This is a genomic window from Xylanibacter muris (assembly GCF_013166605.1).
GTDB classification, from domain to species: Bacteria; Bacteroidota; Bacteroidia; order Bacteroidales; family Bacteroidaceae; genus Prevotella; species Prevotella muris.
This window is the reverse complement of record NZ_JABKKF010000001.1, coordinates 481066-505540: the sequence shown is the minus strand read 5'-3', so window position 1 is coordinate 505540 and position 24475 is coordinate 481066. Positions and strand designations below refer to the sequence as shown.

Annotated in this window: 22 protein-coding genes; 13 read left to right on the top strand and 9 right to left on the bottom strand. The window is 47.1% G+C overall.

The features are described 5' to 3' along the window. Positions 1-26: 26 nt before the first annotated feature. The 3 genes from HPS56_RS01765 to tsaA all read left to right on the top strand — a co-directional run bounded on the left by HPS56_RS01765 (position 27) and on the right by tsaA (position 2460). On the top strand, positions 27-578 hold the full coding sequence (locus HPS56_RS01765) for a hypothetical protein (protein WP_172272858.1): 552 nt from the start codon (positions 27-29) through the stop codon (positions 576-578). 104 nt (positions 579-682) lie between these two features. Beyond that, complete coding sequence (locus tag HPS56_RS01760) at positions 683-1780, top strand: TlpA disulfide reductase family protein (RefSeq protein ID WP_253952361.1); 1098 nt, start codon at positions 683-685, stop codon at positions 1778-1780. Positions 1781-1794: 14 nt separating this feature from the next. Beyond that, entirely contained in the window at positions 1795-2460 is a 666-nt protein-coding gene (tsaA, locus tag HPS56_RS01755) for a tRNA (N6-threonylcarbamoyladenosine(37)-N6)-methyltransferase TrmO (protein ID WP_172272855.1), read from the top strand. On the opposite strand, the gene HPS56_RS01750 is transcribed toward tsaA, so the two are convergent. From HPS56_RS01750 to HPS56_RS01715, 8 genes are all read right to left on the bottom strand, one after another. Next, positions 2453-3865, bottom strand: a complete 1413-nt coding sequence (locus HPS56_RS01750; protein ID WP_172272852.1) for a DUF6080 domain-containing protein — start codon at positions 3863-3865, stop codon at positions 2453-2455. The genes tsaA and HPS56_RS01750 overlap by 8 nt on opposite strands. 8 nt (positions 3866-3873) lie before the next feature. Beyond that, positions 3874-4455 (bottom strand): HAD-IB family hydrolase, encoded by a 582-nt coding sequence (locus HPS56_RS01745; protein ID WP_172272850.1) that lies wholly within the window; start codon positions 4453-4455, stop codon positions 3874-3876. A 47-nt stretch (positions 4456-4502) separates the two neighbouring features. Next, on the bottom strand, positions 4503-5381 hold the full coding sequence (locus tag HPS56_RS01740) for a decaprenyl-phosphate phosphoribosyltransferase (protein WP_172272847.1): 879 nt from the start codon (positions 5379-5381) through the stop codon (positions 4503-4505). A gap of 51 nt (positions 5382-5432) precedes the next feature. Continuing rightward, positions 5433-6497 carry an acyltransferase family protein gene (locus HPS56_RS01735; RefSeq protein WP_172272844.1) on the bottom strand — a complete coding sequence of 355 codons (1065 nt, stop codon included), beginning with the start codon at positions 6495-6497 and terminating at the stop codon, positions 5433-5435. Beyond that, a complete protein-coding gene (locus HPS56_RS01730; protein WP_172272841.1) occupies positions 6497-8521 on the bottom strand; it encodes a phosphoethanolamine transferase in 2025 nt (674 codons plus the stop codon). The genes HPS56_RS01735 and HPS56_RS01730 overlap by 1 nt, the downstream gene beginning before the upstream one ends. 516 nt (positions 8522-9037) lie before the next feature. Next, positions 9038-9637, bottom strand: coding sequence for a nicotinate (nicotinamide) nucleotide adenylyltransferase (gene nadD, locus HPS56_RS01725; RefSeq protein WP_172272838.1), 600 nt, complete (start codon positions 9635-9637; stop codon positions 9038-9040). An 8-nt stretch (positions 9638-9645) separates the two neighbouring features. Next, a complete protein-coding gene (gmk, locus tag HPS56_RS01720) occupies positions 9646-10215 on the bottom strand; it encodes a guanylate kinase (RefSeq protein WP_172272835.1) in 570 nt (189 codons plus the stop codon). A 38-nt stretch (positions 10216-10253) separates the two neighbouring features. Further along, positions 10254-11129 carry a YicC/YloC family endoribonuclease gene (locus HPS56_RS01715; RefSeq protein ID WP_172272832.1) on the bottom strand — a complete coding sequence of 292 codons (876 nt, stop codon included), beginning with the start codon at positions 11127-11129 and terminating at the stop codon, positions 10254-10256. A 155-nt stretch (positions 11130-11284) separates the two neighbouring features. On the opposite strand from HPS56_RS01715, the gene tsaB reads away from it, so the two are divergent. The 6 genes from tsaB to rseP all read left to right on the top strand — a co-directional run bounded on the left by tsaB (position 11285) and on the right by rseP (position 17126). Continuing rightward, positions 11285-11977 carry a tRNA (adenosine(37)-N6)-threonylcarbamoyltransferase complex dimerization subunit type 1 TsaB gene (gene tsaB, locus HPS56_RS01710; RefSeq protein WP_172272829.1) on the top strand — a complete coding sequence of 231 codons (693 nt, stop codon included), beginning with the start codon at positions 11285-11287 and terminating at the stop codon, positions 11975-11977. 61 nt (positions 11978-12038) lie between these two features. After that, positions 12039-12662: a DUF4290 domain-containing protein gene (locus HPS56_RS01705; RefSeq protein WP_172272826.1), complete on the top strand. Its 624-nt coding sequence runs from the start codon at positions 12039-12041 to the stop codon at positions 12660-12662. 22 nt (positions 12663-12684) lie between these two features. Beyond that, complete coding sequence (gene murA, locus HPS56_RS01700) at positions 12685-13989, top strand: UDP-N-acetylglucosamine 1-carboxyvinyltransferase (RefSeq protein ID WP_172272823.1); 1305 nt, start codon at positions 12685-12687, stop codon at positions 13987-13989. 25 nt (positions 13990-14014) lie between these two features. Then, entirely contained in the window at positions 14015-14524 is a 510-nt protein-coding gene (rimM, locus tag HPS56_RS01695; protein ID WP_172272820.1) for a ribosome maturation factor RimM, read from the top strand. Between the two features lie 8 nt (positions 14525-14532). Next, a complete protein-coding gene (locus HPS56_RS01690; protein WP_172272817.1) occupies positions 14533-15687 on the top strand; it encodes a 1-deoxy-D-xylulose-5-phosphate reductoisomerase in 1155 nt (384 codons plus the stop codon). Positions 15688-15749: 62 nt separating this feature from the next. Beyond that, the gene (gene rseP, locus HPS56_RS01685) at positions 15750-17126 is read left to right on the top strand and encodes an RIP metalloprotease RseP (RefSeq protein WP_172272814.1); all 1377 of its coding nucleotides are present in this window, start codon (positions 15750-15752) and stop codon (positions 17124-17126) included. 96 nt (positions 17127-17222) lie between these two features. Here the strand turns inward: rseP and pelA are convergent, their stop codons facing one another. Further along, positions 17223-18440, bottom strand: a complete 1218-nt coding sequence (pelA, locus tag HPS56_RS01680) for a pectate lyase (protein ID WP_253952360.1) — start codon at positions 18438-18440, stop codon at positions 17223-17225. Positions 18441-18726: 286 nt separating this feature from the next. On the opposite strand from pelA, the gene HPS56_RS01675 reads away from it, so the two are divergent. From HPS56_RS01675 to HPS56_RS01660, 4 genes are all read left to right on the top strand, one after another. Continuing rightward, entirely contained in the window at positions 18727-20043 is a 1317-nt protein-coding gene (locus HPS56_RS01675) for a DUF3575 domain-containing protein (RefSeq protein WP_172272811.1), read from the top strand. Beyond that, positions 20040-21083 (top strand): DUF5119 domain-containing protein, encoded by a 1044-nt coding sequence (locus tag HPS56_RS01670; protein WP_172272808.1) that lies wholly within the window; start codon positions 20040-20042, stop codon positions 21081-21083. The genes HPS56_RS01675 and HPS56_RS01670 overlap by 4 nt, the downstream gene beginning before the upstream one ends. A gap of 31 nt (positions 21084-21114) precedes the next feature. Beyond that, on the top strand, positions 21115-22161 hold the full coding sequence (locus HPS56_RS01665) for a fimbrillin family protein (RefSeq protein WP_172272805.1): 1047 nt from the start codon (positions 21115-21117) through the stop codon (positions 22159-22161). A 98-nt stretch (positions 22162-22259) separates the two neighbouring features. Continuing rightward, positions 22260-24401 carry a fimbrillin family protein gene (locus HPS56_RS01660; protein ID WP_172272802.1) on the top strand — a complete coding sequence of 714 codons (2142 nt, stop codon included), beginning with the start codon at positions 22260-22262 and terminating at the stop codon, positions 24399-24401. The last annotated feature ends 74 nt before the right edge of the window (positions 24402-24475 follow it).

Below are 24475 nucleotides of genomic sequence, written 5' to 3'. Positions count from 1 at the left end.
AGATGTAAACATAAAAAAGGATGAGCATGAAAAGAAATAAGATAAAGAATGTGTTACAGATTGTGGCAGTGGTTGCCGGTCTTTGTCTCGGAGGCTATGCCTATATCATTTATGAAAGGACTCTCATTGACTGGTGGATTCCTGTAGGATACGGCATGCTGGCGGCATTGTTCACAGCCCCGCTATGCCTTTCCCGCTGGAAAGTTTTCACGTCATCTTCCCAAAGATGGATTAATGGCTTATGCCATGTCTTCTTCACTGCAACTATTGTGTATTCATTTTTTATTATCGGCAATGAGGCGTTCTCCGATTCGCTTAACGATCGTGAGACAACGGTTTCCGTTACCGGACGTGAAAGGGTAAGACGCAACACCTACCGCCGTATAGGCCGTCACAGGTATGTGGCTGACGGCCACCGCTACAACCACTATATCATTATCACGCCCGACGGAGGAAAAGAAAAGAAACTGCCGTTAAGTTATCATGAATACTGCAGGATAAGGAAAGGAGACCGCATTACCGTCATAGTCGGACGAGGATTCTTCGGTTATCCTGTAGTAAAAGGATTTAAAAAGTAACGTATCATTCACTTTAATCTTAAAGCCTGTGCCTGTGGATATTCCATTTTTTAGTATCTTTGCATAAGTATAAAAATAAAAAACAATAAATTAAGAATAACGATATGAAGAAACAGATTTTTATGGTACTCATGCTGTTTACAGCCGTGGTGACAAATGCCCAGCCTACAGCATACAGTATAAAGGGAACGGTGGCCGACAGTGTCAAGAACATCATGCTGTTTAAAAATATGTGGGGAAGCAATCCTCAGGAAGAAACGGAGGTGAAAAACGGGAAATTCACCTTTGCCGGCACGGCTGCAAAAAACGAGTTTCTCATCGTCGGACATAAGACCGGTGAAAAAGAATACAACAGTCTTGCGGTTGTGAACGACGGTGTGCCTGTGGAGATCAACCTGATAGACAATACGGTGAAAGGATCTGTCATGAACACTGATTTCGTCAGGTTCCAAAACGCCATCGCCTCCATGTTTGAGCACTTCTCAACACTGAGCGCCGAAGGGTACGCCCTCCACAACAGCAGCACTCCCGAAGCCAAAGCACGTAAGGAAGCTATCGCCAACGAGATAAAAAACGGCCTCAACAAGGCTGTTGCCGACATTAAGAGTTATTGTGCAAGTCATAAGAACGATGTTTCGCCGTCATATTTCATCAATATGATATACATGTACATGGATTATGAGGAACTGAAAGAAATTTTCAGTGAAAACACCGCATACAAATCCGGTCCATTGTCGGCAAGGGCTTTAGCCACAATGGAGGCAAAGGAAAAAAGAATGGCAGGACGGATGTTCTCTGATCTTATAATGAACGATACGGAAGGAAAGGAACGGAAGCTGAGCGAATGGGCCGGCAAGGGAAATTATGTGCTTGTAGACTTTTGGGCAAGCTGGTGCGGACCATGCAGACAAGAAATGCCGACAGTGGTGGAGACCTACAGAAAATACCATTCCAAGAGATATGATGTCGTTGGAGTCAGTTTTGACAACAATGCCGAAGCATGGAAAAAAGCCATCGCTGCTCTCGGCATGGAATGGCATAACATTTCCGACCTGAAAGGATGGCAGTGTGCAGCAGCCTCCGTATATGGCGTGAATTCCATACCGTCAAACATCCTTTTGGACCCGTCGGGAAAAATAATAGCAAGCGACCTGCGCGGAGAACAGCTTAAGGCAAAACTGGCTGAAATCTACGGTTTTTAAGCCATTGCCTTATAATGGAAATAGAACCTATAGCACACTTCAAGTCTCCGCTTACCTCAAAGTTCGGCATACCGCGGCAAAGCGGAATCGTCAGCGGTCTGCGCGGGCAGATAGTCTTTGAACCGCGATTCCGCAATGCCGAGGCCCTCCGTGGCATGGAAGGATTTGATTATCTCTGGCTTATATGGGGATTCTCATGCAATGTGGACGCGGCAAAGCATCCGACGGTGCGTCCTCCGCGACTGGGAGGCAACGAACACATGGGCGTATTTGCCACACGCTCATCATTCCGTCCGAACAATCTCGGACTGTCGTCAGTGACTGTCATACATATCGACTACAACTCTGCAGACGGCCCCGTAATACATGTAGGCGGGGCTGATCTGATGGACGGCACACCCATCTACGACATAAAACCCTACGTAGAGTTCACCGATTCCCATCCGAATGTGCGCAGCGGGTTTGCAGACGAAGTGGGATGGCAATCTCTTTCCGTATGCCTTTCCGAAAGCATTGTCAACGAATTCACACCCGATGAGCGGAACACTCTCAAACAGATTCTTTCTCAAGACCCGCGGCCGCATTATCACCGTGACAGCAGAAGAATCTACGGCATGCCATTCGCAGGACGGGATATAAAATTCACAGTGGAAAACGGCACCGTAAAAGCATTTATATGAAAAGGAAGCTCATCAACAACGGTAAGTTGTGATATATGAGAAAGGCGGTAAGCGATGCAAAGGCAATACGTGCAGGAAAACGGCATTTCGGATGTCTCAGGATGAACGCATATACAATAGGGAAGACAAAGAGCCAATGGGGCGACATGATAAACACTTCGTTGATGCCAAACCCGATACCGAGATGCAGCGCCATATCACATGCGAACCACGACAAACACAGCCACAGCAGTCTGCTTCTGCGGCCAAGCCATATTCCTAAAAGAAGCAAGCCCACAGCCACGGCCTCGGCCGCATAGCACAACGGTGACTCATATTTCACAAACACCGGACGTCGCAGGAACACATCGCCCAAAAGATGCTTTTCATGAAGAATCAACGGCTCACCGAAAAAGTTCTCCACAAGCGTGGCTGCCCTCGGTGTCGTAATGTCGCTCCACCGCATGAATTCCCCGTTGGATATCGGTTTGCCCTGATTGCCTGCCCTCCGCCGTCTCTTGGCTGCCGCCGTCACTTTCGCACGCCTTCTTATCTCCACGGAATCTTTTGGCGATGCAGCAATAAGGCGCGCTGTCCTTTCATCTTCTTTCTTACGCTGCTCTGCCTTCTTCCGGGCACGCGCCTCATGACGCGCCTTCTCTCCGGGCAACACAAACACCTTATACTCGAAACGGCAGAAAAACCAAAGCAGCACCACCGGCAATATTACCGCAAAGGCGATGTTGCGCCAATGAAAGAATCTACTTCCATTGACAAACATCTGTGCAAGTACTATCTTCACGGTGTTTGTCGATGTAATGCCGGTGGCAAAGGTGTTCAGTAATGCCATCTGCCACGACGGTATGATACGCGACTTCCTTATTCTCATGCCGGATACGTAAAGCACAATAAGGAACATGCACATCGAAAGACCGAAATGGTCGGGAGTGAAGGATATGACAAGCACATAGCCGAACGAGAAAAACAATGCCGCAAGGATTCCTGCATCAGTCTTTCCCAATCCTATCACATCGGTGAGTATCCTACGGAGAAACACAAACGAATAGAACGAGCATACCGACATCAACACCGCGCATATAAACAAAGCGCAGTTGATTCCGAAGATCTCCCCCAATACGGTGTTCAGCAAATACAACGGATACATCATAAAGGCCAACAGCGGATGACGGTATACGTTATAGCCGTCGGTCCATGACGATATGGTGATGAGCGTGAGCGGGTCGTAACCCGACACGTGGAAATTACGCAGCATGGTGCGGACCGTTTCCGAATGACTCATTAACGGAGTGAACTTGTCATACATCCTTGCCACAAACATGGCATTCAGCAATATTATCACCGTCAGCGCCACCAATGACGGGATTCTCTCCTCCTTTCTAATCCTGAATATATCAAGCAGTCTCATTTTCCTATTTAAAATACCTTATAGTGAGGCTCATCGGCAAACTCAAGCAATTCACGGTCACCGCTACTGTCACCGTATGCCGCCAGATAATAACTCTCCCTGTCGGGATACAGCTCAAGCAGCCTCTTTACTTTCTCGCTTCCGCAACAGTTTCTTGTAGACAGTCTGCCGGTTACGATTCCCCCGGGGGTAGTCTCAAGCTTTGTTCCGATTACCGTTATACCGGGCAAGAACGGTTTAACCCAGTTCTCGACACTTGCCGTCACAACGACAACCTCCGCGCCTTCCGCCTTCGCCTTTTCAATCTCCGCAACAGCCGTTCCGCGTATTATATCCTTATGTCTGACGGCGAGAGTATTGCAGAAGGCATCAATGTCGAGAATGTTTCTTCCGGCAATAAAACGCCTGAGCAGCCGTTCCTTTGCATTATGGCGGGAATACATCCCTAACTTCATCATTATGATGAACGGTGCCTCCGATATCAATGCATATACGACCTTGCGCATGCCGGACAATCCTCGCAGAAACAGGAACATTGTGTCCCGTGTGGTTATAGTACCGTCGAAGTCGAAAGCGTATATCTTTCTCATGTTTTCCTTGTTACAGATGATTTCTTACCGTGACTGCCTCTCTGTTTTCAGAACCTGTATATAATAATGAGAAATGCAAGCAGCCATCCTATTACGACAATCTGCGTGAATCTGTCGCGAACGATAACCTTAGTGGGATCACCGCTATTCTCATCCACAAGCACTATCTGAAGATAACGCAGCAGACCGATGATTACAAATATACTTGTAATGTAGACATAGCCGTTGTCAAAACGTTCTGTCACCTCGGGTGAAACGGTATACATGATGTAGCATACAAGGGTCACGCACGCCGAAATGGTGATGGCCTGATTGAGGAAAGTAAGGTTATAGCGCATGGTGTTCCTTCGCGGAGGCTCTCCTGTGGCATTCATCCTCAGTACATCGTCACGCCGCTTTGCCAGGGCCAGGAAGAGTGTTAGCAGGAATGTCATCATGACTATCCAATGGCTTGGCCTTATGTCTGAAGCCAGGGCTCCACATAGAACCCGCAAGACAAATCCTGAAGCTATTATGCACACGTCTATTATGGCATATCTTTTAAGAATCGTGCAGTATGCTACGCTGAGAACGTAATAACCGGTGACAACAAAGGCTGTGGGCCAAAGTGCCCGGTCGTCCAATAAAAGCATGACTATCGTTGCCAGGACAAACATAGACACGGCCAGCAGATATCCTTGCGACACACTTATGGTTCCGGAGGCTATCGGCCTCAGACATTTCACAGGGTGATGGCAATCTTCATCCATATCCATAATATCGTTTATGCAATATACGGATGATGATATAAAACAGAATGCGAGAAACGCAACGATTGAATTAAAAAACATGTCCCAGTCTGTTATTCCACCGCTGAAAAATAACGGCAGCAATACAAACAGATTCTTTACCCATTGTCCGGGACGGAGAATTTTTAATATTTCCATTTTCTATTCTTTGTTTATCAGTTTTTTCTTTTTACATGGCCGCAGGCATTCTCATTTCATCCCTGGTGCCGGAATACGGTCAATCACAAGCTTGAACATCCATGAAACGGCCACTGTGGCAATAATATACAACAGAAGTCCGTCGTAGATGTCGCCACGCCGCGATATGGGAATGAAAACTTTCCTGAGTATGGGATGTGCCACAAACATTGCAGCGGAGATACTTCCCACCCATGCCAGCTGACGCAAGACAGGCGTGGGGGTAATCTTTATCCACACTATGGCAGCGGCAATGACCACAGCCGGCACCCACAGCCATGAATGATAGCCGAAACTCATTACCACAATAAGTATGGTAAGCGCTACCGCGGCTATTGCCGGCCTCACTAATCCTTTAATGAACGGCACGCCCGCCGGAAGATATCTTGCACACAACAGTCCGAAACCGAAAGGAAGGATTCCACCGACAAAATTGTAACGCAGGCGGTTGAGAGTCTCCCCCTCAGGCATACACGCAGCCTGCAATATCCAACACACGGCCATGGCACAAACGGTAAAAGACCAATGGCGGCGGAGCAGCAATATATATATAATGTAGAGCTGCATCATAAGTCCGAAAAACCAGTATGGGCCGGGCCAGATGATACGGTCGGGTCCGGGAAGTATATTTATGCACATAAGCATCTGTGCAACGACATTTCCGGAATGGAAACGCCAAGCTCCGGGAGTCATGGCATCCACTATGATAAAAGCCACGAACCCAGGTATCATCATTCGCAACAGCTTTAGATAATGGTATTTTATGAAAGGAAGAGGCTTAGGCCGGCAGTTCCGGGCCGCATCCTCGTATTTCAAAACAAGACCGTAGCCGCTGAGAAACAGAAAAAGCGGCACGCCATAATGACCGAAGAATGAGAGAAGATGCACCGGCAGATATATGTCAGGATGTGAAAGCACCTGCAACAGCCGGTCCGTATTCATCTCCATAAACGTATATTCGTTTTCTTTTACGGCAAACCCCAACCAGTGGCAATAATTATGCAACATGATGCCCAGAATGGCGATGCCTCTCAAAGCCGAGCATTCCTCACGGCCGAGCAGTCGGTTTTCACTCATTATCTTCTCTTTTTTCTTTTCTTATTATTCTTATTCATACGTTTGCCATCTTTTTCTTCCGCAGCAATCCGTTCCTGTTCTTTCCTGAGATATTCGTCACGCAACTTATCGTAATCCGCCGTTCCCTTTATCGTTCTCGGGCAGTCCATGTCGTATTCATCGCCCAATACGTTGTAGCGCGGCCTGTAGTCGGGACATGAAATGCCGGCAAGGAAAAACATGGCATGCGCAAGCCGGTCCGTCATATAAGGCCGGCCGGCAGCGGCCTTGATAGCCTTTACCGTTTCGGGATGACATCGTGCGTATCTGTCGGAACACCATATCCAGAACGGTATCTCAAACTCCTCACGTGCCAGACGGTAGTCTATCTCCGCCGAATGCAGACGCCCGAACACGCGCATGTCGTCGCCAAAGCATTCCTCGGCATGGTCGGGCATGAACACCACTACGGCATCCTCGTCCGAGAAACGCCGCAGAATCTGGTCGACAATAGAATCATTGTAAAGTGTGGCGTTGTCGTAGTCGGCGAGTATTGCCTTGTTGCGCTTTGACAGCTTACGTTCATTATAATCCTCCGGAGTGAATTTCCTGCGGTCGGCAGGATAACGGTCGCGATAGTTGACATGCTGTCCCATGAGATGAAGAATTATCAAGTTTGCACTGTCCCGGCCTCCCGCATCAGGCATTTCCGTACCCATACCCGGCTTCAACCGGTCATAGTCGGCAAGTATTCCCTCATCATAGCGGTGGACGTCTGTATTTCTCACATCAAACTGGGCCTCGCTCAGTATCGGGTTGTTGAGGAAAAAACCTCCGCTGAAATCATATACGGCCTCCTGAGCCTTTGGAAGGAACTGGTTTGTGATGAAAGTCACCCTGTAGCCTGCCTTCCTGAACACTTCCGGAAACAACGGATAGTCGCACCAGTCGCCCTCATCTCCCACCGCCCTCACGGAAAACACGTTCTTGAAGACAAAACTCGTAAGGTTCCATGGTGCCACAACGTCCGTGAATTTCGTAAGCATTCCGCTCTTCTCCCATTTTGCCTGACGGGGAGTGGTAGGCAGTTCATATCCGTAAATCTGCGAGTGATGACGGTTGTAGCTCTCACCTATGACAAGCACAATATTGCGGCTTTTGAAAGAACAGCTGTCCACCTTAACCTCATCTTTGGCCGCTATGAGCTTTCTGACCTGCTCCGCCGCCAGATCATTCGCATGGATACTGAACATGAGCCTGTATATAGGAAGATACTGCACGGCTCTCTCGGGACGGGTAAGCTCGTGTTCCACCTTGCCGATGGTTTCAAGTCCCATAAGTCTCTGATAGGCAAGCTTATTAGGCTCTACAGCCTGCCAGCAGCGTATGAAAAGCCATATTACAGCTACACCGGCAGCGGCCTGCAAAGCCACCCTATACGGACGCGTGACGTCTCTCCGGTGCAATATCCATGCCCGCAATGTACGCACAAGCCTGTAAGCCACGGCCGTGGGACGCAACTTCATTGCCACCCGGGCAAGACTATGCCTTGATGCGACAACGATATTGGCAAGGATGTGAAGAAGCATTATCATCACCACCGTACCCACCTCCGTGCGCATGATATCCCAACTGAGATAAGTACTGACAAACTCAGCGGCTTCGCTGCCATTGGTCTCGCCTACAAGCAAGAGCATCGTGGGAGTAAGCGTCGACTTGAACTTCACGAAACAATACACGTCTATTATCGCCGTTGAATAAAGTACGGTATAAAGCACCGCCCTGCACCACCGCCTTATTCTCAAAGGAAGAAGAACAAGCAACAGACATACGAAATATATGTCTACAAACAGCTCTTCTGCGGCAAGCGCGTATGGCTTCGCACCTCTGACATGAGGAACCTCAAGAACGGTACACTCATATCCGAGCCAAAACATGAAGACAAAAAACAGGACATTACCCCGTATAGGGTACAATGCCTTTCCCAAAAGCCTTCCTGCCTGACTTGATAATTTTCCGATTGTATTATTAAACTTATGTGCCATTGAAACTGCAAAGTTAATAATTTATATATTAATGTACGTGACACCTTTGTTTTTTAACCTCTGTTAGGGATAAATCAGCATATAACATATTGGCAAGACAGACATGGAATATCAATTCCCAAATATACTGCCACGAGCTGTGACATCGTTTTGCGATATATACAATGACCGCTGTTTGAAACATGCCGAAGACAAGTCCATACATGGGATGAATACTAAAGACAAAAATCACGACCGAATTTCATGCGGTACAAAAAATACAAACAATCAAAGTAAGATCGGGAAAAAACGTCCAGGCTGGTCAATAAGTGTACGTAGGCTACATACACAGTGTATGTAGCCTACGTACACTCTGTATTTAGCCCAGATACACTTTAAACATTTGGCACCCATCTGTCATAACCAATCTTTTATGCAACAAAAAACACCTGACACATCGCAGAACACATCAATGTCCGCGACGAATCATCCTGCGGAAGAAAGAAAACATACTGGAGAACGGAAAAGACATATTGCTCAAAATGCACGAGCATACAGACAACGGTCTGTTATTATAGCCTCAACTTCCGGAGGCACCATACCCGCAATGGATTTTCCTCCGGCTATCCTTTTGCGCACCTCCGTGCTGCTGATATCCAGCAAAGGCGTATCGGCAAATGTCACATGGCCAGGATTCTCGTGCCGCACCGGAACAGTGCCGGCAAACGGCCCGTCCGCACAACGCGGGTATACAACAATAGGATAATTGGCAATGATATCGCGGCTGCGATACCACTTATGGAAGCATTGCCAGTTGTCGCCTCCTATCAAAAGCGAAAAAACGATGTGAGGGAAAGCTCGGCTGAGACTTGTCAGCGTATTCCATGTGTATGACGGACGCGGCAAAGCAAACTCATAGTCGGACGCCACAAGCCGGGGCTCATCCGACAATGCGGCACGGACCATCTCCAGACGTATGTCCTCATCGAGAAGCTCAGGAGCGTTCTTCAACGGGTTCTGAGGAGACACCATAAACCATATCTCGTCAAGACCGGCAACACCAAGCAATGATTTGGCCAAAGCCACGTGCCCGTTGTGGATAGGATTGAACGATCCTCCGAAAATGCCTACTTTCATAGTAGATATTATGCCTCCAGGAACTCTTTTACGGCACCAAGGACCTCCGCTACCGCCTCCTCAAGAATATTGTTTACAACAATCTTGTCGAATTTCGGAGACTGGCTTATCTCATATTCCGCGCGTGCTATACGCGTATCGATGACATCGGCAGTCTCGGTGCCACGGCTTTCAAGCCTCCTGCGAAGCTCGTCTATGGAAGGCGGCATGACGAACAGACTCAGCGCACGGCTGCCGTAATACTCCTTTATATTGCATCCGCCTTTCACGTCTACGTCAAAAATAATGTTCTGTCCGGCATTAAGTTGTTCCTCAACCTTTGGTTTCAGTGTTCCATAGTAACGGTCGGCATATACCTCCTCGTATTCAAGCAGTTCTCCGGCTGCTATATGCTCACGGAACCTCTCCGGTGTGATGAAAAAATATTCCACGCCGTCCCGCTCCGTTCCGCGCGGTTTGCGTGTGGTGCATGATATCGAAAAGGCCAGATTAAGTTCCTTATGCTCCATGAGCCTGCTTATGATCGTACTCTTCCCTGTTCCGCTCGGCGCGGAGAATATAACGAGTTTTCCTGCCATTGTGCTTATTTTCCAAATATTGTTTTTCTGTTGTCGGTTTAAAGGGCGTTCAGCACCTGCTCCTTTATCTGTTCCAGCTCGTCTTTCATCTTCACTACGATGTTCTGCATCTCGGCATTGTTGCTTTTAGAACCGGTAGTGTTTATCTCACGTCCCATTTCCTGTGCAATGAAACCGAGCTTCTTTCCCTGTCCGGCCTTCTCGCCCATAGTCTCACGGAAATATTTCAGATGATTGGCAAGTCTCTGCTTCTCTTCGCTGATGTCGAGTTTCTCTATGTAATAGATTAGTTCCTGCTCGAGCCTGTTCTTGTCGTATTCCACTTCCGGAATATTGCTCAGGCCCTCGATAATACGGCTGCGTATCTTTTCAACCCTGAGCTTTTCGTACGGCTCAAGCTGTTTGAGAAGGGCTTCAATGTTGTCGATCTTTTCGGTGAACTTGCTTTCCAGGGCCTCACCCTCCTGGATTCTGAATGTCAACAACTGACATATAGCTTTATCAACGGCATCCTTGACAGCAGCCCACTCCTCCTCGCAGAGTTCCTCCGCATCGTTCTTCGCCATCACGTCAGGCATACGCAAGAGACTTGCAAACCAGTCTGCCGGTTCCGGCACTCCGATACGCTCCGATATGCTCTTTATCTGACGGTAATAGTTTTCTATAAGCTGGCTGTTGATTGGCAGAGCCTCGCTTCCGGCATCCTTTTCCACCCATATAGAGAAATCAATCTTTCCACGGACAAGCACCCCGGCTATCGTCTGACGTATTTCCATTTCCTTCTCACGGTATAGCGGAGCTATTCGTGTGGAAAGGTCCAATGCTTTGCTGTTAAGAGATTTTAGTTCTACGTTGATTTTCTTTTCTTTGTAGGTTACCACTGCTTTCCCGTAACCTGTCATTGACTGTATCATAACTGTTTGAGTTTTTTATCTCTGCAAAGGTAGTGTAAATTTCTGACTAAGGGCATTTATTTTCTAAAAAACATATAATAACGGCGGTGGTTTGAAGGAAAATACTTATTTTTGCACTTTAAACATAATATAAGCTTTGTTTTCAACAAATAATAATGTCAAGCATCTTACACATTGAGACAAGCACCGACGTGTGCTCAGTAGCCGTAAGTCAGGACGGTGTGTGCATATTCAGCGAGGAAGACCACAGCGGACCCAATCATGCAGTGAAGCTGGGTACATTTGCCGACATGGCCATGTCGTTTGCCGACAGTCACGGCATACCGCTCGATGCAGTGGCCGTCAGCTGCGGTCCCGGTTCCTACACGGGCCTGAGAATAGGCGTGTCGATGGCAAAAGGCATCTGCTACGGGCAAGGGCTGCCCCTGCTGTCAGTACCGACACCCGAACTTTTGGCCGTGCCCGTATTGCTCAATCATGAGGAGATAGAGGACGATGCGCTGCTATGTCCGATGATAGACGCAAGAAGAATGGAAGTATACGCAGGAATATATGACCGGGCGCTGCGACCCATAAGGGAAATATCCGCCGACGTGGTGGATGCGGAGACCTACAAGGAATACCTCGACAAGTGTCCTGTATATTTCTTCGGCAACGGAGCTTCAAAATGTATGGCAAGTATCAACCATCCCAACGCACATCTCATAGAAGGAATAGAGCCTTTGGCGAAATGGATGTTTCCATTGGCCGAGAAGAAAATGGCAAATGAAGATTTTGAGGACGTGGCATACTTCGTACCGTTCTATTTGAAAGATTTTGTGGCAAAGACCCCGCGCAAGCTCATTTAGGTGTTATGAGTCTGACGCATTCTTAAACGACAAACACCCTGGATTTTTTAAACTTAACCGAATGGACATAAAAGGTTTGGATTACAATACACAGCGTGAACCGCTGATCATGCCGGAATATGGCAGGGAAATTCAAAACATGATAAACTATACCGTAAACGTACCCGACAAGGCAATGAGACAGGTATGTGCGGAAACAATTGTGAAGATGATGGCGACGAAAGTCACCAACCGCTACGGGGATACGAATTTCGAACAGACCCTGTGGGATCATCTATACATAATAAGCGGCAAGAAACTTGAAATAGACTGGCCCTTTGACGTAAGCAAGGCAGAGAACATACAGGCAAGACCGGAACCGATGAAACGTCCGGACATCAACGAGCATGTTCGTCTAAGACATTACGGATGCCTTATGGAAAAGATCTTCGAAAAGCTGAAGACAATGCCGGAGGGAGACGAACGTGACGAACTTGTGAGGCTTGCAGCAAATCAGATGAAACGCGACCTGATAAACTGGGGACACGGCTCCATGGATGACGAGAAAGTCGCAGACGACCTTGCCAGGTTTACTGACGGACGCATACAGCTCGACCTCAGCAGGTTTACGTTTGACAATATGAACATGTCATCCAACGAAGGCCAGAGAAAGACACCGGGCAATACAAAAAAAAGAAGACAATAGCTCTAACCACAACCATCATGCCATGGCATCATTCACTATAGAAGGAGGACATCCGCTAAGAGGAACAATCACACCGCAGGGTGCTAAAAACGAGGCCTTGCAGGTTATATGCGCCTCTTTGCTGACCGAAGATGAAGTGACAATCAGCAATATTCCCGACATCAGGGACGTGAACAACCTTATACAACTGCTCAATGACATAGGGGTCGGCATATCCCGAATAAGCAGAAACGAATATATGTTCCGTGCCGCCGACCTTAATCTGGAATATCTCGAAAGCGACGAGTTTGTGAAGAAATGCGCGGCGTTACGTGGAAGCGTGCTTATGATAGGTCCTCTTCTCGCACGTTTTAAAAAAGCCGTCATCACAAAACCGGGAGGCGACAAAATAGGCCGGAGGCGTCTTGACACGCATTTCCTCGGTTTCAGTAAACTCGGTGCGGAATTCCACCGTATTGAGGGACGTAATGTGTATGAGGTAGACGCCAAGGAACTGAACGGATGCGATATGCTTTTGGATGAGGCAAGCGTCACCGGTACAGCCAACATTATAATGGCTGCCGTAATGGCAAGAGGCAATACAACGATATACAATGCCGCATGCGAGCCATACATACAGCAGCTCTGCCGCATGCTGAACAGTATGGGAGCAATGATTACCGGAATCGGAAGCAACCTGCTGACAATAACGGGAGTGGAGAAGCTTTGCGGAACAAGGCACAGGATACTTCCCGACATGATTGAGGTCGGCTCATTCATAGGCATGGCGGCAATGGTGGGAGACGGGATAAGGATAAAGAACGTATCTATAAATAATCTCGGCATAATACCCGATGCTTTCCGCCGTCTGGGAATAACAATAAACGAAGACGGTGACGACCTTATAATACCGCGGCATGAGCATTATACTATCGACTCGTTCATTGACGGAACTATAATGACCCTTGCGGATGCGCCATGGCCCGGACTAACCCCTGACCTTCTGTCTGTGCTTATCGTAGTGGCGACACAGGCCAAAGGCACAGTGCTGTTTCATCAGAAAATGTTTGAGAGCCGCCTGTTTTTTGTAGACAAACTGATAGACATGGGAGCACAGATAATACTTTGTGACCCCCACCGTGCCGTCGTCGTGGGACACGACCATCAGATGAGGCTTCGCGGCGGACGTATGTCAAGTCCGGATATCCGTGCGGGCATAGCGTTGCTGATAGCGGCGATAAGCGCGAACGGCACAAGCCATATCGACAATATCGAACAGATAGACCGCGGATATGAGAACATAGAGGTCCGACTGAACAGTCTTGGAGCAAACATCACACGCGTATGAATCCATTACATCCCGCTACAGTGATATGATAAGTGAAGAAAGTGTATATAAAATAGGCCGCCTCGGCAAACCTCATGGAATAAAGGGGGAAATATCCATGCAATTTCAAGATGACGTGTTCGACCGCACAGAAAGCGAATATCTTATTTTAAAGATAGACGGGATACTCGTGCCTTTCTTCATGGAAGAGTATCGCTTCAGAAACGACGAGAGCGTACTGATGAAATTCTGCGACATAGACACACAGGAAAGAGCCGCACAGCTCACAGGATGCGAAGTGTTCTTCCCGCGACATCTCAGCGACAGCACCGAGAAAGGAATGACATGGGCGGAAACGGTAGGATTCGCACTGAAAGACTCGACAAGCGACAAGGTAATAGGACACATAATATCCGTAGACGACACAACAATAAATATTCTACTTGAACTCGACAACGGGATACTCGTGCCGGCAGCCGAAGAGCTGATAACGGCTGTGGACAGCGAGAACCGGGAAATAACAATGACCGTGCCGGAAGGACTGGCAGACTTATAATATTCTTTATGAAACAAATAGCAATACTTGGTTCCACAGGCTCTATCGGCACACAGGCACTTGAAGTGGTAGCGGAGCATCCTGACATGTATGAGATATACTGTCTTACGGCAAACAACCGCGTGGATAAGCTTGCAGAACAGGCACGAAGGTTCAAGCCGGCAGCCGTGGTAATAGCAAACGACGCCCATTACGGAAGACTGAAGGAACTGCTCGCAGACGAACCTGACATAAAAGTATACGCAGGCAAGGAAGCCGTAGACGAAATTGTGGAAGCATCACCCATAGACATCGTGCTTACGGCGATGGTAGGTTTTGCCGGCCTGTCGCCTACGATACATGCGATCAAGGCACGCAAGACAATTTGCCTTGCAAACAAGGAGACACTTGTCGTGGCAGGAGAGCTGATACAAAGACTTGCCACGGAATACCATACACCGGTTCTTCCGGTGGACAGCGAGCACTCGGCAATATTCCAGTGCCTTACAGGAGAGGACGGCAATGAGATTGAGAAAATTCTCCTCACGGCAAGCGGAGGCCCTTTCCGCAACATGACAATGGATCAGCTCCGGACGGTTACAAAAGACGATGCACTGAGACACCCCACATGGAAAATGGGAGCAAAAATAACAATAGACAGTGCCACAATGATGAACAAGGGATTCGAAATGATTGAGGCAAAATGGCTCTTCGGGGTAGACGCATCGCAGATTGAAGTGCTTATACACCCGCAATCGATAGTTCACAGCGCCATACAGTTCCGCGACGGTGCCGTGAAAGCACAACTCGGAGTGCCGGACATGCGCCTGCCGATACAGTACGCATTCTCTTTCCCCCAACGCCTGCGCCTCACATCAGAACGGCTCGACCTGTTCGCCGGACCACTGGAATTCCATAAGCCCGACATGGAAAGGTTCAGGTGTCTATCCCTCGCTTTCGAAGCCGTGAACCGCGGTGGCAACATGCCGTGTATAATGAATGCCGCAAACGAGATTGCAAACCGGGGATTCCTTGAGGAACGTTGCGGGTTCATACAGATAAGCGAGATAATAGAACAGACAATGGAGCTTGCCACATTCGACGCAGCACCGACATACGACACCTACGTTGAAAGCGACCGCGAGGCACGAAAGATCGCACTCGGAATAATGGAAAACATCTGAAACGGAACTTATCTGGACATTATCTATATATAAAGACAAATTAAAAACAAATAGAATAAGAAATGGAAATTTTGTTGATAAAGATATTGCAGTTCATGCTGTCAATATCGTTGTTGGTACTGCTACATGAGGGCGGGCACTTCTTCTTCGCAAAACTGTTCGGAATACGTGTCGAGAAGTTCTACCTCTTTTTCGACCCGTGGTTCCATCTGTTTGAATTCAAGCCGAAAAACAGCGATACGGCATACGGCATGGGATGGCTTCCGCTCGGAGGATACTGCAAGATTGCGGGAATGATTGACGAGAGTTTCGACACGGAACAGATGAAACAGCCCGTGCAGTCATGGGAGTTCAGGGCCAAACCGGCATGGCAGCGCCTGTTGGTAATGGTGGGCGGAGTGCTTGTGAATTTTATACTTGCACTGTTCATATACTCGATGATATTGTTCACATGGGGCGACTCTTACATTCCTTTGAAGAACTATACTTACGGTATGAAGTTCAACACAGAGGCGCAACAGCTCGGATTCCGTGACGGTGACAGACTTGTAGGCACTGAGAAACAAGATTTCAAGGACTTCGGTGCGGATATGTTCCGTGATATATCAAAGGCAAAACAGGTTCATGTCATAAGAAACGGCAAGAACGTCACGATAAACCTCCCAGGCGACCTGAACATGCTGCAGATGATAAAGGATAGGCCTCTATTTGCCGAAATGCTCATTCCCGCACGCGTAGATTCCGTTCTTCCCAACACCCCTGCCCAAAAGGCAGGACTGGCCAAGGGCGACAGAATAATCGCCCTAAACGGGAAAGCCATAGACTCGCACAACGAGTTTCTTTATGAGATTTCCAAATTAAGCGATGTGTTGGCCGTGGCAAAGACTTCCGGCGACAGCCTTAAGGCAAGAAACGTAACTATGGTGATCGGCAAAGGGAATACAGATCTCCGCGATACCGTCTCACTTACACTCACCGCCGACTTAAAGGCTGGTTTCGCACCGGTGAACGTGATTAAGGGCTATAAGGCTGTAACCACAGAATACGGATTCCTCGAGAGTTTACCTGCCGGAGTGAAATACGGAATAAGCGTACTTACAGGATATGTGGATGACATGAAGTATGTATTCTCCTCCGACGGAGCAAAATCTTTAGGCGGATTCGGCACGATAGGAAACCTGTTCCCCGGCACATGGGACTGGTACGTGTTCTGGAAGATGACAGCTTTTCTCAGCATTATCCTTGCTTTCATGAATATCCTGCCAATCCCGGCCCTCGACGGAGGCCACGTGTTGTTCCTTGTATACGAGATGATAACAAGGCGCAAGCCAAGCGAGAAATTCATGATTGCCGCCGAATATGTAGGCTTCGGCATAGTAATCCTTCTTCTCATCGTCGCCAACATGAACGATATCCTACGCTGGCTTGGATACATGTAAGAAAAAGACTTGACCCATATATGCGGATGAGGTGCGTACAGCAGGCTGTACGCACCTCATCCGCATATATGGGCAAAGGCAACAGAGCGATTTCCCCTACATATTATACTTCTTTTTCCATTTTTCATATTCCGGATACAGATACGCCGGTGAGTTGCTGTACCACCCATAGCCTCCACGTCTTTCTCTGCCAATCTCCGCCAATGTGCGCCGTGGCACCCCGTCGCGGTCGCAGAACATTGGTTCGGCTTCTTCCAAATCATAATATCGCGCCCATATAGGCTCGGCACCGGCATCTTCCACCACCTTCGTATCGCTTTTGCCTTCGCTGTCTATAAAACGGACGACCTTTATTCCTGTAAGCTTATGGTTTTCAAACCATTTCATAGCACCGTTTACAGCAGCCTTAACACGACTGTCGGGATTGGGAATCTCCATAAGCATATATACCAGCGACGCACTTTCAGCCGAACAGAATGAGGGAAGCTCGTATGCACGCGCCTTTGCCGGAGCCAATGTCTTGCTGTCATGCTGCTGACACCATACAGTAGGCTCTCCGTTCACAATAATCTGAGTATTAAGAATACATTCGACACCCTTGTCGAAGGCCTTGGCAAGACGCTTTTTGATTGCCTTGTCTGTGATGATGTCGAACGGGGTCTTTCCGTCTCTCAGGTCACGTATGACGGTAAGTGTCTGTACCATGGCATTATCATTGTAGGTAATATGTGTCTGGTAATCTCCCCTGTTTTCAGGCCAGAACTGCGGCCATCCTCCATTGTCATACTGTCCGTCGAGCAGGAAGTCTACAGCTTTCATAAACGCCTGTTTATAACGCTCATCCGGCCTTTGATGATAGAGACGCGCAAGATAGGTCATTTCAAGAATTGTGGCGTCATTGTCTGTCGTCGAATCGGTTCTGCGCTTCTTTGCCTCAAGCACTTCATTGCGTCTGTCGCCAAGCGGCTCGTGTATCGCAATGTTCTTTGGCCATCCACCGGTGACACGCTGATAGTCGAGTACGTTTTCCGCTATTCTCACAGCCTCATCAGTACGGAAGAAACTGTCGGGGCTTTTCCTGACTATACTCTTCCACTCTCTTGATGTGTATTTATACTTTTCAACTGTCACCGCAACTTGTGTCTTATACCGCGGAATATGGTTCTCATGATCCGATACACCTGCCGATGCATAAGGAGCCGCAAAAAACATTGTTGAAACCACTGAAAGAATACATTTACCGACAATACCCTTTGATGTCCCGGACAGAATCCTGCCACAAGGCATTCCCTTTTTTACCCTAAAGTTATACATGTGCTTTTTGATTATTGTTTTAATAGTTTTGGTTTGCAAATATAGCAAATTTTGCCGATAACAGCAAAACTTAAACATACATAAAAAGACACATGGATTATAGGTAGTATAATAACTTTTTTGATAAAAACACAATAATCCAACTGTATTTAACATAAATTACGCATTCTTTTCTTGTGATTCCTGACAAAAACTATTATATTTATGAAGTGTTTAATAAAACGACCTTTATACTGTGGCATATACGCTTTGGTTTATTGGTATTATCTCACAGTATTTTTACAACATGCCCCATACTCATATAAAGTATATCACATTCGATTTTCCTGCTTTACGTAAATTCGTTTTGCTGTCATTCCTCTTTGCCTTTATTTCAAAGACGGCTGGCACCGGATACACGGCGGAACGGATGGAGTCAAGGATTATATTTCATGTAAACCGCTATGACATAGACCCACAATTCAGCGGCAACTCAAAATCTTTGAATGATATCAGCCGATTTATAGAAAAAGCCATAGCCGACAGTACTATTGAAATAAAGGAAATTGTATTCTGCGGATATGCATCACCGGAAGGACCACGGCTATTCAACCGTCAGCTTTCTGAAAAACGTATGCATGCCATAGAAAAATATGTAACGCAAAGAACCGAAACATCAGTCATCGGAAGTATGACACATAAAAATGACATTATAGATTTGTCATTACTTGGCAGTGTCATAGAATCATCTGACATACCACACCGCCGGCAGGCGCTTGAGATATTAAACGATACGGCTGACAACCGCCCGCCATCCGAAAGGATAAAGCGGCTGAGACAGTTCAACCGCGGGTTGTTGTGGAAGGAAATAAAACCCTTGCTGAACGATTTCCGCTATGCATCGGTAACATTCATATATATAAAGAAATCTCCGGTGGTCAAGCCGTTTAACGAGGTTGCCGACACAACACCTGACATGGCCGGGAAACATACCGGAGAAAACGTGGACACACAGCAAGACATTGTTCCTGCCACAGATACTGTGCAGACAACAGGCACAAAAAAACAAACCGCCCGCCGGCCATTATATGTCTCGCTGAAAAGCAATATGCTTTATGACGCCCTGCTGATACCAAGCATAGGCGCAGAAGTATATTTAGGAAAGATGGTAAGCCTCAACGCCAACTGGTCGTATGCATGGTGGAAAAGCGACAGACATCATAATTATTGGCGATACTATGGCGGAGATATCGCCCTGAGACGCTGGTTCGGACAAAGGGCTGCGGAAAAACCTCTTACCGGACATCACATAGGCCTTTATGCACAGATACTCACGTATGACTTTGAACTTGGCGGAAAAGGACAAATGGGGAATAAATACAACTATGGAGGAGGCATAGAATACGGATTCTCGTTGCCGATAAGACAGCGTATAAACATCGACCTTACCATCGGCGCAGGATATCTGGGAGGTGAGTATTACGAATATAAGCCCATTGACGGGCATTATGTGTGGCAAGCCACCAAGCAGCGCCACTGGTTCGGTCCTGCAAAAGCCGAGGTTTCACTGGTATGGCTTATAGGCTACGGTAACCGCAACAAACAGAAAGGAGATTCGGAATGAAACCACATCACATACGCTTCGCTGTCACCGTGATACTGGTTCTGGCTACATCACTGTGCAGTTGTGAACACAAAGACTTGTGCTTCAACCATCCGAAACATTCCGCACGCTACGAGTCAAAGGTGGCTGCATCATACGAACTGATATGGGAAATGCGCGAATCTGACGGCTTCGACTGGAGTGCCTGCTGGCCGGAGAGTTTCGGATACAGTTATCATTCGCTTAATCCGTCAATGCCCGAAGGACTTTGCGTCAACACCTACGGTGGCAACGGACAAAAAACGTCAAGGCACCTGCCTCCCACAGGAGGAGTCATCGAGATGACACCGGGCATAAACTCACTACTTATGTATAACGACGATACCGAGTATATCATTTTCAACGACCTGAACATTTCCGTATCGGCAAAAGCCACAACACGCGTAAGGTCCAGGGCCGGATATACAGGCAACACACTTAACACTTCATCAGGAAACAAAACGGAGAAAACGGTATCGCCTCCCGATCCTCTGTTCGGCTATTATATTGAAAAATATGACCAGCAGCCCATGGTAAATCCGATGACTATCAGAGCCACTATGAAACCTTTGGTTTTCAAATATGTCGTACGCTATGAGTTTACTCGCGGCATTGAATATGCGGGACTGGCCCGAGGAGCAATGACAGGCATGGCCGGCTCGGTATTCATGTATGACGGCCATACCGGTAACGACCGTGTCACAATACTTTATGACTGCAATGTTTACGATTGGGGCATCGAGGCTGTCGTAAACTCTTTCGGAATACCCAACTATCCCAACAACAACTATTCGCGTTCGGGAGATTTCTACGGTCTAAACCTCGAAGTAATGCTAAAAAACGGCAAGGTTATTAATTTCGACCATGATGTAACGAAGCTGATTGCCGCTCAGCCACACGGTGGAGTGATATTAATCACCGGTCTTGAAATAAGCGATAAGGACGGCAACGAATCAGGATCAGGATTTGATATCGATGTTGACGGCTGGGGTGAATATGAAGACATTATAATTGACATATAACATATTATTAATCATTATAAACAACAAAAGTATGAAAAAACATGTTTTAGCAGCAGTCGCTGCATCTCTGATGTTATCATCGTGTTCAAACGATGAAGTTATCTCGGTTCCCGGCCAGGCAGCTATCAACTTCGACAGTTTTGTCAGCAAAACCACCCGTGCCACAGATGCATCAAAAACAAATCTTATGAATATGACCGTTTACGGCTATATTGGTGACGAGACACCTGTGAAGAACTTCGACGGGCAAATTGTCTCACGTCCTGACCAATCTACAGAATGGGGATATACTCCTATCCAGTATTGGACAGCAGACAAGAATTATTTCTTTACTGCAATCTCATCACCTGTAAGCGAAGGCAACAGCCACTACACCTATACATGGGCCGACAATCTGCCTATTGATATAAATGCGGATTTTTATGGCTCAGGAACAATTTCCATCGACAACTCAAAGTCTGGAGGAAATGAAGATTTGGTGTATGCGTATGCCACCAAAAGCACTCCAGCCCAAATCACCACCAGCCCCGGTAAAGTGGAGTTCGTATTCAAACACGCGCTGTCACGAGTTAAGTTTACATTCAAAAACGCAATGGGAAGCGATGCATACTCAATAAAAATCTATGACCTTAAGATAACCAATGCCGCCACTCAGGCCGAACTGACTCTTGGCGAAAAGGATCCTACGTGGAACAATCACTCCAACACTACGGAACTGACTCTACGCAATAATTTGTTCGTACCTGCAAATCAAATCGCGTTAAATGCAGCATCTGTGGCAAGCGGCACCAAATTTATCATCCCTGGTGAACAGACACTTAATATCTCATTTAATATCGATCTCATTGTATACGGCAAAACGATTGCCACTTACTACCACAATAACCAAGAGATTCCCACAACAACATTCCAGAACGGACACAGCTATAACTTTCTGGCGGATATTAATCCCAAGAATATCGACCCGGAGCAGGATATGTTCCCAATCGAATTTAACGTTATTGATGTTGACGGATGGATAGAGGAAAGTGGCATTCCCGTTACTCTTCCCGAGAGCACTACTCCAACCGAAGAATAAAGAATATCATAAGTTTCATACCGGGCCTCACCGGAACCGGTATGAAACATATAATCCATAATCTTCACATTTAAACACTAACAAGTAAAAACCGGACAATGAAATTATATCAGGTATTATCATTCATATTTATTGTCGGAATATCATCATGCACTGATGAGACATCACTGATTGACATCGGCAATAATGCGGGCATAAAGTTTGGAGTGGCAGGAATCACCCCCAGGTCGCGTGCCATTGAAGAAACCCGAACGCCTGATATACTGACATTGCGATGTGGCGGAGACACCTGTAATATCTCTCAGGTTGATGCCATAATTACTGTCACCGATATGGATTCCTGTAGAAAGACAAGCAGGTCCATACCTATAACTAATGCCGACGCTATCGGTGATTTCAGCATATATTCATTCTACTACTCTTCGGAAACAGCAGACCCGATACCGTTTTTCAGAAATGAGAAAGCTCTCAGACAGAGTGATTACTGGTCAACCCCAACCCTCTATTACTGGCCGACATCACCCGGCTCAACCCTAAATTTCTGGGCTATGGCGGGAGCAGACTCTCCCGGAGTAGAAATAACGGAGTCCGCATCAGACATCGGATCAATGATAATAAATTATGATGTGCCGGCATCATCCTACAACCAGAAAGACCTCATGTTAGCCACTACAGACAGGCTGAACACCCCAGACAAACGCGTGCCGTTGCATTTCAAACACCTTTGTGCCGCTGTCCGATTCGTATTCGGAACAGAGATGCAGGCCGGTAAAATAAAAAGCATTACACTATCCGGCATCATGTCACACGGGCAATACACCACACAATGGAGCAATCTAACCGGCAAGACATCATTTACCATAAATGCCGACAAGGCTACTACAGACACAGAAACGGCCGGCACAGCAATACTGCCCGATTATAACACACTAATGATGATACCACAGCAACTTGAAGAAGACGCAATGCTTACAGTGGTATTTCAAGACGACGTTACCGGTACTGAACGTCATCTCACCGCCTCTCTCAACGGCCAGACATGGAAACAGGGCACCGTCACTACATACCATATAGGCATCACATCGGCATTCGAACTTGAATTCACCGAACCGTCGGAAACCCAAGATGCCCACTATGTGATATGCAACAATAACATACGCATAAGCGGTGTGCCTGCCGGCAAGTCGTGGACGCTCAGCATTGAAGCATCAGACAACGCGGATCCGAGCGTCCAGCTGAGTGCAGACGTCAACGAATTTGTAAAACAGGGATTCTGGACCGACAAGGAAATACGGAACGGAACAACCATAACCAATGTGTCGGCCCGCGGGACATCGATAGTGAAAGGTTATGGCTCGGGCGATTTTCCAATTACAATATTCCTTCCGGAGAATATCACAGAGCAAGACCGGACAATAACACTAAAGCTCAGCGTAGACAACGCCCCGCCACGCTATACTGTAACACATGAGATCAGACAGCTTCACCCGCTGTGGAACGGCAACGAGGGATGGGAACAGCTCGATGACAACATCAACGGAGCCTACGGCTTTTACTATACGGCAAAGATTGTATATATTTACAATAATTCATCGGGGCTGATTACCGCATACAGGGTAAGAAATATGATAAGCAATCTTGTCAGTCAATATAATGCGTCATCGTATGTAGACTATGATTCATATAATATATCACTTGTAAGTCAACGGTTTTATGTGGCAATCGATTACTCTAAGCTGAGCAATCTCGGTGCTACAGCATCCTCTCCGGATGACGGACATACCAATACGGTACAGCTGTTCAACTTCGGAGGCTCGGCCATATCAAATACTTTTGAACACGCATTACAGCAGATGAAACGTATAGGCACCAGCAACACACCGGCATTCAGACGCAGGGCAAATGATGATCCGTCGGACGTACCGCAGGAAGTTGGGGGCTCATTGATTGACGAAAGCCAGGCATTAACAATGGTATTAAAGAAAAACCGTTATTATCTGAACAGATATTCCGACAGCGAGACCGGAACAGAGACAACAGCACCGAAAATTCTCGAAAATGATATTCTGTGGTATCTGCCGGCGTATGAGCAATTTGGCAGAATGCCGGCCGGAAACTTCACTACAGGTGATTTTTGGTCGTCGACAGCCTATAATGACGCTACCCGAGCTTATCTCGGCAACGGTACAACAGTACCGCGCATGACCCAAAAGAAGATCCGTGTCGTACGTAACCGCTAACACACATTATAGTAACTATAGCTAAATGCAGAACACGGTGTAGGGATATTCATTTAACAATCAAAAAAACAGCC